The organism is Mycobacterium angelicum (assembly GCF_002086155.1).
Lineage (GTDB): Bacteria > Actinomycetota > Actinomycetes > Mycobacteriales > Mycobacteriaceae > Mycobacterium > Mycobacterium angelicum.
The window spans coordinates 107,972-121,822 of sequence record NZ_MVHE01000006.1 but is presented as its reverse complement, the minus strand read 5'-3'; the positions used below and the strand labels follow the sequence as shown (position 1 = coordinate 121,822).

Genomic DNA, 13,851 nt, shown 5'->3' with positions numbered 1-13,851 from the left:
CAGTTGGCAGGAACGCATCATATGCCCGCCCCAGGCAAGGCACTTGAGGTTTGCTCAAGCTGTTCGCGCCCGGTTTACGCGTGAAATCGGAAGGTGCCCGAAGACGTCCGGTGAACGTCGAGCTCAAAGGTTACGCTGTGATTCGTGGTGGCTAAGAAATGTGGCGCCCCACTAACAGGAGCCGACGGGTCGCAGCAGCGTCCGGACTGCGTGGCGGCCGCTCGCGCTCATGCCGGCGCTCCTAACCAGCACTACGCAGCCATTGCTGCACGCCGGGCCCGGATACTCAGCATCGCCGCCTGGATGTCGGTTGTCGTGACGACCAGCTTCGTGGCCGCGCAATTGCTGATGGGCTCGTGGCTCTGGCAGGTCATTTCGATCAACCTCGCGGCCGGGCTGATCTTCGCCAGCATCCCCATGCTGCACCGCTTCGGAGAATTGGTGGCTCCCCTGACCTTCATTGCGGCTGCCTACGTCACCGTGTTCGCCAGTGCCTGGGAAGTCGGAACCGGATCAGGCGCCCAGCTGTTTTTCATCGTCGGCACCTGCCTGGTCGTGCTGGTGCTGGGCGTTGAGCACATCGTGCTGGCCAGTGTCCTGGCCGCGACCGCAGCGGGCCTGGTCATCGCCTCGGAGTTCCTGATTCCGCGCGACACCGGACTGCAGCCGGCCTGGGCCCAGTCGATGGGCTTCGTCATCACCACGGTGTCCGCGTGCGTGGTGGTGGTGGTGACCGTCTGGTTCGCGCTGCGCGACACGGCACGCGCCGAAGCGGCCATGGAGGCCGAGCACGAGCGCTCGGAGGCACTGCTGGCCAACATGTTGCCGGCCAGCATCGCCGAGCGGCTCAAAGAGCCCGAGCGCAATGTCATCGCCGACAAGTACGACGAGGCCTCGGTGCTGTTCGCCGACATCGTCGGCTTCACCGAGCGCGCCAGCAGCACCGCGCCAGCCGATCTGGTGCGCTTTCTGGACCGCCTATACAGCGCGTTCGACGGACTCGTGGACAAGCATCAGCTGGAAAAAATCAAGGTCAGCGGCGACTCCTACATGGTCGTCAGCGGTGTTCCCCGGCCCCGGCCCGACCACGTCGAAGCGCTGGCCGATTTTGCCCTCGACATGGTCGCCGTCGCCGCCGAGCTGAAGGATCCGCACGGGCGATCCGTGCCGCTACGGGTGGGCTTGGCCACCGGTCCGGTGGTCGCTGGTGTGGTGGGTTCTCGCCGGTTCTTCTACGACGTATGGGGCGACGCGGTCAATGTCGCCTCGCGGATGGAATCCACCGACTCGGTGGGGCAGATCCAGGTGCCCGACGCCGTCTACCAGCGCCTGAAGGATGAGTTCGTGCTGCGAGAGCGCGGGGTCATCGACGTCAAAGGCAAAGGCGCCATGCGCACGTGGTACCTCGTGGGCCGCAAGGCCCCCAAACAGGCCGAAGAACCCGGCCACCTGGTAGCCGAGGACCCGCGCACCGCACGAGTCTGACCCTTAGCCCCTGTACCAGAACCGTCACATGCGTCACACTGGTGCCATGCAAGCAAGCCCTGCACCCCTCCCTGTCCCAAGTTTGCTACCGCATTTGTGGAAATCGACGCTGGTCTCCGGGGTTCTATCAGTGGTCCTCGGTGTCCTGGTGCTGGCCTGGCCGCAAATATCGGTGCTGGCCGCAGCCATCGCGTTCGGGGTCTACCTGGTGCTGACCGGTATCGCACAGGTCGCGTTCGCGTTCGCGTTGCATGTTTCGGCCGGCAGCCGGATCCTGCTGTTCATCAGCGGGGCCGCCGCACTGATCCTGGCCGTGCTGGCCTTCCGGCATTTCGGTAATGCCGTGCTGTTGCTGGCCATCTGGATCGGCATCGGGTTCATCTTCCGCGGTGTCGCAACGACGGTGTCGGCCATCAGCGACCCGACGCTGCCCGGCCGGGGATGGTCGATTTTCGTCGGCCTGCTCAGTTTGATCGCCGGCATCGTCGTCATGGCGTCACCCTTCGCGTCGATCATCACCTTGGCGATCGTGGTCGGCGTCTGGCTGGTCGTGATCGGCGTCTTCGAGATCGTCTCGGCGTTCGGCATTCGCAAGGCATCGCAATCGCTGCAACAGTAGCGTCGGCCCCGGCCCGTCTACTACACTCCGTCGTACCTGTTTTGTAACCCGCCGCAGCATCGGGAGATGACAATGAATGTCGTCGACATATCGCGGTGGCAGTTCGGTATCACCACCGTCTACCACTTCATTTTCGTGCCGCTCACCATCGGGCTGGCACCGCTGCTCGCGGTGATGCAGACGGCGTGGGTGGTCACCGACAACGTCGCCTGGTATCGCCTCACCAAGTTCTTCGGCAAGTTGTTCTTGATCAACTTCGCCATCGGCGTGGCGACGGGAATCGTGCAGGAATTTCAGTTCGGGATGAACTGGAGCGAGTACTCGCGGTTCGTCGGCGACGTGTTCGGGGCCCCGCTGGCCATGGAAGGCCTGGCCGCCTTCTTCTTCGAGTCCACCTTCATCGGGTTGTGGATCTTCGGCTGGAGCAGGCTGCCCAAACTGGTGCATCTGGCGTGTATCTGGATCGTCGCGATCGGGGTCAACGTCTCGGCGTTCTTCATCATCGCGGCGAACTCCTTCATGCAGCATCCGGTTGGCGCGCACTACAACCCGGCCACCGGCCGCGCCGAACTGAACAGCATCTTCGCGCTGCTCACCAACAACACCGCGCAGTGGGCGTTCTTGCACGCGGTCAGCGGCGCCCTGCTGACGGCAGCAACCTTCGTCGCCGCCGTCAGCGCCTGGTGGTTGGTCCGCTCCCGGACCTCGACCGTCGACCCCGGCACCCGCGCGATGTATCGCCCCGCGACCATCCTGGGATGTTGGGTTGCGCTGGCCGCCACCGCCGGCCTGTTCTTCACCGGCGACTATCAGGGCAAGCTGATGTTCCGGCAACAGCCGATGAAAATGGCTTCGGCGGAATCGTTGTGCGACACCCAGACCGATCCCAACTTCTCCATCCTGACCGTCGGCAGGCAGAACAACTGCGACAGCCTCACCCGCGTCATCGAGGTGCCCTACGTGCTGCCGTTCCTGGCCGAAGGCCTCACCGACGGCGTCACGCTGCAAGGCGTGCGCAACATCCAGCAGGACTACCAACAGCGGTTCGGGCCCAACGACTACCGGCCCAACCTGTTCGTCACCTACTGGTCGTTCCGCATCATGATTGGTCTGCTGGCGATTCCGGTGCTGTTCGCGTTGCTGGCGCTATGGCTGACCCGCGGCGGCCGGATCCCGAATCAGCGCTGGTTCGCCTGGTTCGCGCTGCTCACCATCCCCACACCGTTCTTGGCCAACAGCGCCGGCTGGGTATTCACCGAAATGGGCCGCCAGCCTTGGATTGTCGTTCCGAATCCCACCGGCGATCAACAGCTGCGACTCACCGTGGCCCAAGGTGTGTCAAACCACGCTCCCGCCATGGTGGTCACCTCGTTGGCGACGTTCACGCTGATCTACGGGGTGCTCGCAGTCGTCTGGTTCTGGCTGCTCAAGCGCTACATCGTCGAAGGCCCGCAGGAACACGATGCGGAACCCGCTGCGCCCCAAGCACCCAGCGACGACGAGGTGGCTCCCCTGTCGTTCGCTTACTGACCCTAGATAGGAGCTGGCCAGTGGGACTTCAACAAATTTGGTTCGGCATTATCGGGGTGCTGTTCCTCGGCTTCTTCGTCCTCGAGGGCTTCGACTTCGGCGTGGGCATGTTGATGGAGCCGCTGGCCCGGGTCGGCTCGGACAACAAAGGCGATAGAGAAGCCAACCGGCGCGCGGCGCTCAACACCATCGGCCCGGTCTGGGACGGCAACGAGGTCTGGCTGATCACCGGGGGCGCAGCGATGTTCGCCGCTTTTCCCGGGTGGTATGCCACCGTGTTCTCCACGCTGTATCTGCCGCTGCTCGCCATCTTGTTCGGCATGATCCTGCGCGTGGTGTCCATCGAATGGCGCGGCAAGGTCGACGACACCAAGTGGCGCGGCTGGGCCGATTTCGGCCTCGCGGCCGGGTCGTGGCTGCCCGCCTTGCTGTGGGGCGTGGCGTTCGCGATTCTGGTGCGCGGGCTTCCGGTGGACGCCAACGGTCACATTCACCTGTCCATCACCGACGTGCTCAACGTCTACACGCTGCTTGGCGGCTTGGCGACCACCGGCCTGTTCTTGTTCTACGGCGCGGTGTTCCTGGCTTTGAAGACCGCGGGCCCGATCCGGGACAGTGCCTACCGCATCGGCTTGTGGCTTGCCCTGCCGGTGACGGGATTGGTTGCCGGATTTGGGGTTTGGACGCAGCTGGTGTACGGCAAGCAGTGGACGTGGGCGGCGCTGGGAGTGGCGGTGGTCGCACAGTTGGCGGCGGTGCTGCTGGTGTGGCGACGCGCCTCCGACGGCTGGGCGTTCGTGTGCGTGCTGCTGGTCGTGGCCGCCGTCGTGGTGCTGCTGTTCGGTGCGCTGTACCCAGATCTGGTGCCTTCGACACTGAACGAGCAATGGAGCGTGACGATATACAACGCCTCCTCGACTCCGTACACGCTCAAGATCATGACCTGGGTCACCGCGATCTTCGCTCCGCTGACCGTGGTGTACCAGGGATGGACGTATTGGGTTTTCCGGCAACGGATTTCAGCCGAGCGGATACCGGCGTCGATCGGCCTGACCAGGCGACCATCCTGAGCGCTAGAGCCTCTACAACGCGGGCGCCGCTGGATCCACGCCTGCTGCGGGCCTCGAGAGCGCTGCGCCGCTACCTGGTGGCGGCGGTGGGCTGCGGCGTGGTGATCTCCGGCTGCGCCATCGGCTCGGCGATAGTCCTGGCGGGCATCGTCGCACGGGTGGTGGCCGACCCCTCGGCTCGTTGCCTGCGCTGCTGGGCCGAACCTTTGTCAATCCTGTTGGTGCTGTGGGTAATCCGCACGCTGACGCACTGGCTACAGGCGCGCTTAGGACAACGGGGAGCCACCGCGATCATTGCCGATCTCAGCGGCCAGGTGCTGGCCGCGGTGACCTCGCGCGAGCCCAGTGTGCTGGCCGCACAACGCGACGCTGCCACAGTCGTGGTCACCCGGGGCCTGGACGGCCTGCGCCCCTACTTCACCGGCTATCTGCCGACGCTGCTGCTGGCCGCGATCCTGACCCCGGCCACCGTCGCGGTGATCGCCGTCTACGACATGAAATCGATGGCGATCGTGGCGATTACGCTGCCGCTGATACCGATCTTCATGGTGCTGATCGGAATGGCCACCGCCGACCGATCGGCGGCAGCACTGGCGGCGATGACCACGCTGCAAGCACGGTTGCTCGATCTGATCGCCGGGATCCCAACGTTGCGCGCACTGGGCCGGGCTTGCGGGCCGGAACAGCGCATCGCCGAACTCGGTGCCGCACATCGACGCTCGACCATGGCGACGCTGCGGATCGCGTTCCTGTCGGCGCTGGTGCTGGAACTGCTGGCCACGCTCGGGGTGGCGCTGGTTGCGGTGAGTATCGGCCTTCGCTTGCTGTTCGGCGAGATGAGTTTGACCGCCGGTTTGACGGTCCTGCTGCTCGCACCCGACGTGTACTGGCCGCTGCGCCGCGTCGGCGTGGAATTCCATGCGGCCCAGGACGGTAAAACCGCGGCTGACAAGGCCTTCGCGCTCATCGGCGAGCCGGAGCCGCAAAGACCGCGCGGGCACACCGTCACCGCCCGGGGCGCCGAGATTCGCCTGGCGGGGCTCAGCGTCGCGGCCCGGGACGGCCGCGCGCCGCGTGACCTGACGGCGGTAATCGAACCCGGCCGGGTGACCGTGCTGACCGGACCTAACGGCGCCGGCAAAACCACCACGCTGCAGGTGATCGCGGGACTCACCCCGCCGTCGGCCGGACGGGTCACCGTAGCCGGGGTCGAGGTGGGCGAACTCACGCCGGCCGATTGGTGGCGGCAATTGTCCTGGCTGCCGCAGCGCCCGGTGCTGCTGCCCGGAACCGTACGCGACAATCTGCTGCTGTTCGGCCCCCTGGACGATCTTGAAAGAGCTTGTGCGACGGCCGGATTCGACGCGGTGCTGGCCGAGCTGCCCGATGGGCTGGATACCGTGCTGGGACGCGGTGGGGTGGGGCTTTCCCTGGGCCAGCGGCAACGCTTGGGCCTGGCCAGGGCGCTTGGGTCGCCCAAAGCCGTGCTACTGCTGGATGAACCGACCGCACACCTGGACGCCCGCACCGAGGACCACGTCCTCGCGGCCCTCGTCGAGCGTGCCCGCGCCGGTGCGACCGTGGTGGTCGTCGGCCATCGCGAACGGGTCGTCGCGATCGGCGACCGGGTCGTCGTCGTGACCGCCGAGAGCCGGGTGGACTATGCGCCGGTGTGATGCCAGCCCAGCGATAGAGCTATTGGGGCCCCGGCTGCCGCGGATCCTGGTCGCCATCACGCTCGGGGTGCTGTCGCTGGGCAGCGCCCTGGCGCTGGCCGGTGTTTCGGCATGGCTCATCACCCGCGCCTGGCAGATGCCTCCGATCCTCGACCTGTCCGTCGCGGTAGTGGCAGTGCGCATGTTCGCGATCTCGCGAGGCGTCTTGCACTATTGCGAGCGACTGGCCACCCATGACACGGCGCTGCGCGCGGCGGGCACCGCCCGGGTGCGGCTTTACGAGCGGCTGGCGCACGGGCCGGCCTCGGCCACCGTTCGGCTGCACAGCGGCGAACTGGTGGCACGTGTCGGCGCTGACGTCGACGCCCTGGCCGACGTGTTGGTGCGCGCCGTGGTGCCGATCGGGGTCGCCGCCGTGCTCGCGATCGCGGCGACCGTGATTGTCGGAATCATCTCGGTGCCCGCCGCCGGCATACTCGCGATCTGTCTGGTGGTCGCCGGAGTAGTCGCGCCGTGGCTAGCGGGCCGTGCCGCCGCGGCGCAGGAAACCCTTGCCCGCCAGCATCATTCCGAGCGTGACACGTCCGCGCTCGTCGCACTCGAACATGGACCCGAACTTCGTGTCGCCGGCGCACTGCCGCGGATCATCGCCGAATCGCAACGGCGGCAACGCGCCTGGGGTGCAGCCCTCGATGCAGCCGCACGGCCCGCCGCCGTCGCCGAGGCCATGCCGACGGCCGCAATCGCGGTCAGCGTGCTCGGTGCGGTGGTGGCTGGAATTGCCATCGCGCCTACGGTTGCGCCGACGACGCTGGCAATCCTGATGTTGTTGCCGCTGTCGGCATTCGAGGCGACCAACGCCCTTCCCGCCGCCGCCATCCAGATGACGCGATCCCGAATCGCCGCACATCGCCTGCTGGACCTGGCCCCGGCCCACCCCGCTGAACCCACAGCGCCGCTATCGCCACCCGCTGTCCACGGCCGGCTATCGGCTGATCTCCGTTCCGGTCACACTGCGGCGCAGTCGATTCATGCGGCGGTCGACCTCACACCGGGGGCCCGGCTGGCTGTCACCGGCGCCAGCGGTTCGGGCAAGACGACACTGCTGATGACGTTGGCCGGCCTGCTGCCGCCAATATGCGGGCAGATATACCTGGACGGAATTGAGCTGAGCCGCCTCGATGAAGCCGAATTACGCAGCAGGATAACATTTTTCGCCGAGGACGCGCACATCTTCGCCACCACGGTCCGGGACAATTTGCTGGTCGCCCGGGGCGACTGCACCGACGAGGAACTGACGGCCACCCTGCAGCTGGTCGGCCTCGGCGGGTGGCTGACCGGCCTGCCGGCGGGCCTGGCGACCGTGTTGACCGGTGGCGCACAAGCGGTCTCGGCCGGTCAGCGCAGGCGGTTGCTGCTGGCCCGAGCGATCCTCTCGCCCGCCAAAATCGTGCTGCTCGACGAACCCACCGAGCATCTCGACGCGGCCGACGCCGAGCTTTTGCTCACTGATCTACTGAGTAGCGATTCCACGTTGCTACCACAACGGACCGTCGTGGTGGCGACTCACCAGCTGCCCGACGACACGTGCTGTGCCACGCTGGCCATCACAGATGTCGCCGGCGCGGCATGAACTCCAGCGACAGCAACACGAACATCAACGGAACTACCTGCCTCAGCGTGACCAATGCATACCGGCGGCAGTCCATTGCGTGAAACTTGCGCAGGTACCGGTACAGCGACTCCAGCGCGATCAGCGGATCCAGCACATGTATCAGCCGGTAGAACATGCGGTGCAACCAGCTGCGCTGCCCTTCATCGAACAGTTCCGGGAACGCCGCGAAGGCCAGCGATACCCGTTGTCCCCCAGCATTTTTGGTGGCTTCGATCATGTCGATGGTGAGACGTTCGTCCAGGCCGTTGGGCGCCCCGCGGCGGCGCCACGGCACGTCAAGCGAGATGTCACTGCCGGCGCCGGCCGTGGTGAAGCGGTCGAAGCCCTGTGCCTTGCCCGACGCGTCCCTGGCGATGATCAGCTGCACTCCCGGGAATCGGCCCTCCAGTACGCCGTCCAGGTTCATGCAGAAGCCACGATCGGTGCGGGTCCCTTTGGGTGAAGCCACCAGCACCTCGGTCAGCTCGGCCCGCTGCTCGTCGTCGAGCGCCTGTTCGGCCACGATCTCGGTGGTGATGCCGGCGTTATGGGTACGCCGCACTGCCTGACGGAGATTGCGGAATTTGCGGCCAACCATCTCGAAGCTGGAAACGTCGACAACGACATCTCGCCCAATCGGGATGGCCCGCAACGCTTGTCCGATTACCGCGGGGTCGGTCCACAGGTCCAGCCGCCGCTCACTGCAGCCGACCACAACCATCCGCCAGCCACGGGTGTGGCACATCGCGGCGAAATCGGCTACCAGTGTGCGAAATTGCGCTTCATCACCGACGGGATCCCCGCTGACTACCGCGAACCCCAGCCGGGTCCGGTAGGCCAGCGCCGCTGCCCCCTCAGCGCTGAAGTGGTAGCACTTGCCCGTCTGCATGGCGAAGGGCGCCAACGGGTCTTCCTTGGTCGCGCTGATCAACGCCCACACCCGGAGCAGATCTTGTTGCCGTGGATGCGCCGTCGTCGACCACATCAGCACCAGGCCCGAACCGGCGACCAACACGTCACCGAGCAAGTCGAACGACAGCACATGGGCACCCAGGCCCACCAGCAGGAAGCCGGCCGCCGCACCAGCGTGCATCGCCGTTACCGGACGGCCCAGAAAGATTCCGCGGGCGATCAAGGCCACCGCGGCCAACACCGTCAGCGACCAAGCCAACCGGCCGGCGGCCTGCCAGTTTTCGTGCCGGTAGTTTCGGGCCAGCAGTGAGATCAGCCAGCACGCCGCGCAGAAGACGGCCAAAGCACCGACCCAGCGCGCCCGCACCGAACCGACGTTTACGACAACACGCTGGTGGGCGCGCAGCCTCGCGAGGACGTCGACCGACGACTCTTTCACACTCACCTCCCGATGAGCTGCGTCTACCCGAAAACGTTACGCCGAATCACCGCCGTGACGAGGGTCTTCGGCACCTGACCTGTCTATCGGCCGGCGGCCGGAAAGTATTTCAGGACGCCTTCTTGCACCACGGTCGCGACGAGTTGCCCCGAGCTGTCGAAGAAATGCCCGCTGCCCAGGCCACGCGAATCCGCGGCCACCGGCGACGACGTCGAATACAGCACCCAGTCGTCGAAATTGACCTGCCGGTGAAACCACACCGAGTGGTTGGCCGAGGCGGCAAAAATTCGGTCGAAACCCCAGGACAGGCCGTGGGTGGTGATCACCGAGTCCAGCACGGTGGTATCCGATGAGTAGAGCATGGTCGCGGTGTGCAGCACGGGATCGTCAGGCATCGCGCCCAACGCCTTGACCCAGACCCGGTTGTAGCCGAGCCGGTCACCCTTGTCCCGCATCACCCACGACGGGTCATTCGTGTAGCGCCATTCGATGGGCTGCAGCGCGTTGACGAAATGCGGAACGGTTTGCTCGTAGCCCCGCAGCAACTCGCCGATCGTGGGCAGCGCGTGCGGCTTGACCACCTCTGGGGGTTCGACGGCGTGCTCGAGGCCGGCGCCGCCGGACATGTAGGAGACCAGCGCGGAGGACAACAGCACACCGTCCTGCACCGCATCGACGCGCCGGTTGGCGAAGCGACGCTCGTCGCGCAGCCGCTGCACGTGGAACTCGATGTCCTTGCCGGTGTCACCGCCATTGATGAAGTGCACCGAAAAAGCGCTCGGCGGCAAGTCGGCACGGATCAGGCTGCGGCTGCTGGCGACGAACGACTGCGCCATGAGCTGGCCACCGAATGTCCGCATCGGGTTCTTGCTGGGATGGGAACCGACAAACCGGTCCTCGGAGATGCGATTGAGATCCAGTACGTCCAGCAGTTCCTGAAAGTCCGACACGCTCTAGACGTCGTCCTCGCCGATCCGGTGCACATGGATCAGGTTCGTCGAACCCACTGTGCCCGGCGGCGCACCCGCCACGATGACAACCAGGTCACCGCGCTTGTAGCGGCCCATTTCGAGCAGCGACTTGTCCACCTGGCGGATCATGCCGTCGGTGGACGTCATCATCGGGACGATGAAGGTTTCGGTGCCCCAGGTCATCGCGAGCTGACTGCGCACCTCGGGCCACGCGGTAAAGGCCAGCAGCGGCAGCGGGGTGTGCAGACGCGCCAGCCTTCGCACGGTGTCGCCGGATTGGGTGAATGCGACCAGCGCCTTGGCGTCCAGCCGCTCGCCGATGTCGCGCGCGGCGTAGGAGATCACTCCGCGCTTGGTGCGCGGCACGTGAGTCAGTGGCGGAGCGGCCGTCGAGTTCTCCTCTACGGCGCACACGATCCGCGACATCGTCTGGACCGCCAGCAGCGGGTACTTCCCCACCGACGTCTCACCGGAGAGCATCAACGCGTCGGCGCCGTCCAGCACGGCATTGGCGACGTCGGAGGCCTCGGCCCGGGTCGGCCGGGAATTCTCGATCATCGAGTCGAGCATCTGGGTAGCCACGATGACCGGCTTGGCGTTCTCCCGGGCGATCTGGATCGCCCGCTTCTGCACCAGCGGAACCTCTTCCAGCGGCAGCTCCACACCCAGGTCGCCGCGCGCCACCATGACGGCGTCGAAGGCCAGCACGATGGCCTCGAGGTTGTCGATGGCTTCCGGCTTTTCCAGCTTGGCGATCACGGGGACACGCCGGCCGATCCGATCCATGATCTCGTGCACCAGCTCGACGTCCGACGGCGAGCGGACGAAGGAAAGCGCCACCATGTCGACGCCGAGGTCCATCGCGAAGGTGAGGTCCTCGATGTCCTTTTCCGATAGTGCCGGCGCCGAGACGTTCATCCCGGGCAGGGAGATGCCCTTGTTGTTGCTGACCGGACCGCCCTCGGTGACCGTGCAGACCACGTCGTCACCCTCGACGTGATCGACCAGCAGCCCGACCTTGCCGTCGTCGACCAGGACCCGGTCTCCGGCGACGGCGTCCTGGGCCAATCTCTTGTAGGTGGTGGACACCCGGTCGTGGCTGCCGTCGCAATCGGCGACGGTGATCCGGACGGTTTCGCCGTCGGCCCAGTAGGTGGGCCCGGTGGCGAAGCGGCCCAGCCTGATTTTCGGGCCCTGCAGGTCGGCGAGCACGCCGACGGCCCGGCCGGTGGCGTCGGAGGCTGCTCGGACCCGCTCATAAGCGGCCTTGTGGTCCGCGTAGTCGCCGTGGCTGAAGTTCATTCGGGCGACGTCCATTCCGGCTTCGACGAGCGCCCTGACCAAGTCATCCTGCGCAGTGGCCGGACCGAGAGTGCAGACGATCTTTCCGCGTCTTGTCACGACGACAAAGCATAGTCGTGCTTAGCTGCCTGCGGTGCGCCTCGGCGATGCTACGCATGCCGCCGAGGCGCCTCCCCGGCCCAAAAGACTTGAGCACGATCGATTGATCAGGTGTATCTTTTTGTCTGACAACAACTTTGCAACAGGAGTCGAGTCTATGTCCGGCAGGGATGGCCAACCCGCCCCAGACGGTTCGGGAGTGGTTTTACCGATGTGCAATTGTGGCCGAAAAAGTCTGTTTGAGCAGGCGCTTACGTGGGCAACTACTGCGTCATGATTGCACGCCCGTTCCTTCGTATCGCAGGTCCAGCGGCTGCGGCCGTGTGGACCGTCAGCGCATCCGTCCTTTCCGGCATCGCCGTTCCGTCGGCGTCGGGCGAAGCCTGCCCCGATGTCGAGGTGGTGTTCGCCCGCGGCACCGGTGAGGATCCCGGCGTCGGCCCAACCGGTCAGGCCTTCATCGACAACCTGCGTCCTCGCATCGGCGCGAAGTCGTTAGGCGTATATCCGGTCAACTATCCCGCCAGCGACGAGTGGGCCACTGGCGTCGACGGCATCAGAGACGCTGGCGCCCACGTCGTTTCGATGGCCGGCACTTGTCCCAATACGCAGATGGTGCTCGGCGGCTATTCGCAGGGCGCGGCCGTGATGGGCTTCGTCACCTCGTCTGCCGTGCCCGACGGGATCGATCCGACGACCGTTCCCAAACCGCTTGATCCCCAAGTCGCCAGCCACGTCTCGTCGATCGTGCTCTTCGGCCTGCCCAACGTCCGCGCGATGGAATTCCTTGGACAGCCGCCGGTCGCCATCGGTCCCCTGTACCAGGCGAAGACCATCAAGGTATGCGCAACCGACGACCCGGTGTGCTCGCAGGGGCTCAACTTCGCGGCCCACAATGCGTACGCGGATGACGGCATGATGATCGACCAAGGCGCGGCTTTTGCCGCCAGCCATCTTGGCGCCAGCGCCCCTGCGCCGGGTGGTTTTGGAAGCTGAGTCACGCTGACCTCGACAACCGACGGCGGTGAGCCGGCTGACCGTGCGTTGCCGGGAGTCGAGGTTACCCGCTGAAAACGGTTGGCACCAAAGGGAAACCGGGTAGGTTACGCAGTACCGTCCACGCCGTCATCGCCACCACGATCGTGATCGCTGTCGGTATTGACCGCAATGACTGGCCGCGGCTGCGGCGCAGCAGAACCCAGCCCGCCAGCAGGGGAAGGCCGACGAGCAAGAAGACATTGTCGTAGATGCTGGCGACGAAATCGCCGTGCAGCAGATCGTGGGTCATTCGCAGGCCGCCGCAGGCGGGGCAATTCCAGCCGGTGAGCCATTTGAACGGGCATTGCGGGTACACCGACTGCGTGTTGTGCGGGTCGACGAAGCCGATATAGCCGAGCGCGCCGGCCAGCAGCGCGGCCGAACCGGCGGCGCCATAAAGGCCCGGGCGCCGTCGTCGATGATTCCGGGCGTCCGACGTCGGGAAGGTTCGATCAGGTTCCATCGCGCAATGGGCGTCCTTGGGCGTCGCTGACCTTGTCGGTCAGCATCAATACGGCGTCGATGATGCCCCAGATGATTGCGCCCAATCCGCACGTCACCCAGCCCACCAACAGCTGCGCGATACCCAAACCCGTTTCACCGATGTAGATGCGCCCGATACCGGCGATGCCGAAAAGTCCAAGTAGTTGCAACAGGCCCGCGACGACCTTGGACTTATCCGAATAGGGTTGCCCGGTAACCGGATGCCGGCCATACGGCGCGGACGGGTCGTAGTTCCCACCGAAGTACTGCGGGGGGAAGGGCGGCGGGTATCCGGGTTGCTGTTGGTAGGGGCCAGGCTCTGGCGCACCGGACCACGGCTGGTCAGTCACCGTTTCAGCATGCCAGATCGGTCTCTATCGACGCTGCCGACGGCTCCTCAACCGGGCTCTCCAGCCCTGGCGGGCTGTGACGGGAGTTGGGGTCGGCTCTTCGACTTCAGGTTCTTCAGCTTCGGGCTCTTCGGCTTCGGCTTCGGGCTCGTCGGCCTCGGGCTCTTCGGCTTCGGGCTCTTCGGCCTCGGGCTCTTCGGCTTCGGCGACCTCAGGCTCCGCC

The 13,851-nt window shown here is 65.7% G+C and carries 11 protein-coding genes and 1 pseudogene; 7 read left to right on the top strand and 5 right to left on the bottom strand.

Annotation, left to right across the window (positions count from 1 at the left end; translation table 11 throughout):
* Positions 1 to 144 precede the first annotated feature (144 nt).
* The 6 genes from BST12_RS06625 (at position 145) to cydC (ending at position 8,013) form a co-directional block, all read left to right on the top strand.
* Complete coding sequence (locus BST12_RS06625; RefSeq protein ID WP_083112278.1) at positions 145 to 1,485, top strand: adenylate/guanylate cyclase domain-containing protein; 1,341 nt, start codon at positions 145 to 147, stop codon at positions 1,483 to 1,485.
* Between the two features lie 28 nt (positions 1,486 to 1,513).
* Complete coding sequence (locus BST12_RS06620) at positions 1,514 to 2,104, top strand: HdeD family acid-resistance protein (RefSeq protein WP_083112276.1); 591 nt, start codon at positions 1,514 to 1,516, stop codon at positions 2,102 to 2,104.
* A gap of 72 nt (positions 2,105 to 2,176) precedes the next feature.
* Positions 2,177 to 3,634 (top strand): cytochrome ubiquinol oxidase subunit I, encoded by a 1,458-nt coding sequence (locus tag BST12_RS06615; protein ID WP_083112274.1) that lies wholly within the window; start codon positions 2,177 to 2,179, stop codon positions 3,632 to 3,634.
* Positions 3,635 to 3,654: 20 nt separating this feature from the next.
* Entirely contained in the window at positions 3,655 to 4,704 is a 1,050-nt protein-coding gene (cydB, locus tag BST12_RS06610; protein WP_083112272.1) for a cytochrome d ubiquinol oxidase subunit II, read from the top strand.
* 62 nt (positions 4,705 to 4,766) lie between these two features.
* Positions 4,767 to 6,380 carry a thiol reductant ABC exporter subunit CydD gene (gene cydD / locus BST12_RS06605; RefSeq protein ID WP_264061319.1) on the top strand — a complete coding sequence of 538 codons (1,614 nt, stop codon included), beginning with the start codon at positions 4,767 to 4,769 and terminating at the stop codon, positions 6,378 to 6,380.
* Positions 6,367 to 8,013 (top strand): thiol reductant ABC exporter subunit CydC, encoded by a 1,647-nt coding sequence (gene cydC, locus BST12_RS06600; protein ID WP_083112269.1) that lies wholly within the window; start codon positions 6,367 to 6,369, stop codon positions 8,011 to 8,013. Before cydD ends, cydC begins: the two co-directional genes overlap by 14 nt.
* On the opposite strand, the gene BST12_RS06595 is transcribed toward cydC, so the two are convergent.
* From BST12_RS06595 to pyk, 3 genes are all read right to left on the bottom strand, one after another.
* Positions 7,988 to 9,385 (bottom strand): bifunctional lysylphosphatidylglycerol flippase/synthetase MprF, encoded by a 1,398-nt coding sequence (locus tag BST12_RS06595; RefSeq protein ID WP_139801517.1) that lies wholly within the window; start codon positions 9,383 to 9,385, stop codon positions 7,988 to 7,990. The genes cydC and BST12_RS06595 overlap by 26 nt on opposite strands.
* An 83-nt stretch (positions 9,386 to 9,468) precedes the next feature.
* Positions 9,469 to 10,335: an acyl-CoA thioesterase II gene (locus tag BST12_RS06590; RefSeq protein WP_083112264.1), complete on the bottom strand. Its 867-nt coding sequence runs from the start codon at positions 10,333 to 10,335 to the stop codon at positions 9,469 to 9,471.
* A 3-nt stretch (positions 10,336 to 10,338) separates the two neighbouring features.
* Complete coding sequence (gene pyk / locus BST12_RS06585; RefSeq protein ID WP_083112262.1) at positions 10,339 to 11,757, bottom strand: pyruvate kinase; 1,419 nt, start codon at positions 11,755 to 11,757, stop codon at positions 10,339 to 10,341.
* Between the two features lie 255 nt (positions 11,758 to 12,012).
* Here pyk and BST12_RS06580 point away from each other — a divergent pair, with 255 nt between their 5' ends.
* Positions 12,013 to 12,753 (top strand): cutinase family protein, encoded by a 741-nt coding sequence (locus tag BST12_RS06580; RefSeq protein WP_083112260.1) that lies wholly within the window; start codon positions 12,013 to 12,015, stop codon positions 12,751 to 12,753.
* 64 nt (positions 12,754 to 12,817) lie between these two features.
* Here BST12_RS06580 and BST12_RS06575 read toward each other — a convergent pair whose 3' ends face one another.
* Positions 12,818 to 13,258: a DUF2752 domain-containing protein gene (locus BST12_RS06575; RefSeq protein WP_083112258.1), complete on the bottom strand. Its 441-nt coding sequence runs from the start codon at positions 13,256 to 13,258 to the stop codon at positions 12,818 to 12,820.
* A pseudogene (locus BST12_RS06570) lies at positions 13,248 to 13,639 on the bottom strand (NINE protein). The gene BST12_RS06575 and the pseudogene BST12_RS06570 overlap by 11 nt, the downstream one beginning before the upstream one ends.
* Positions 13,640 to 13,851: the final 212 nt, after the last annotated feature.

Bases quoted from the DNA above. Each gene is read 5' to 3' on its own strand.
- cydC (WP_083112269.1), top strand. From the start codon at position 6,367: ATGCGCCGGTGTGATGCCAGCCCAGCGATAGAGCTATTGGGGCCCCGG.
- BST12_RS06620 (WP_083112276.1), top strand. From the start codon at position 1,514: ATGCGTCACACTGGTGCCATGCAAGCAAGCCCTGCACCCCTCCCTGTC.
- BST12_RS06615 (WP_083112274.1), top strand. From the start codon at position 2,177: ATGAATGTCGTCGACATATCGCGGTGGCAGTTCGGTATCACCACCGTC.
- BST12_RS06575 (WP_083112258.1), bottom strand. From the start codon at position 13,258: ATGGAACCTGATCGAACCTTCCCGACGTCGGACGCCCGGAATCATCGA.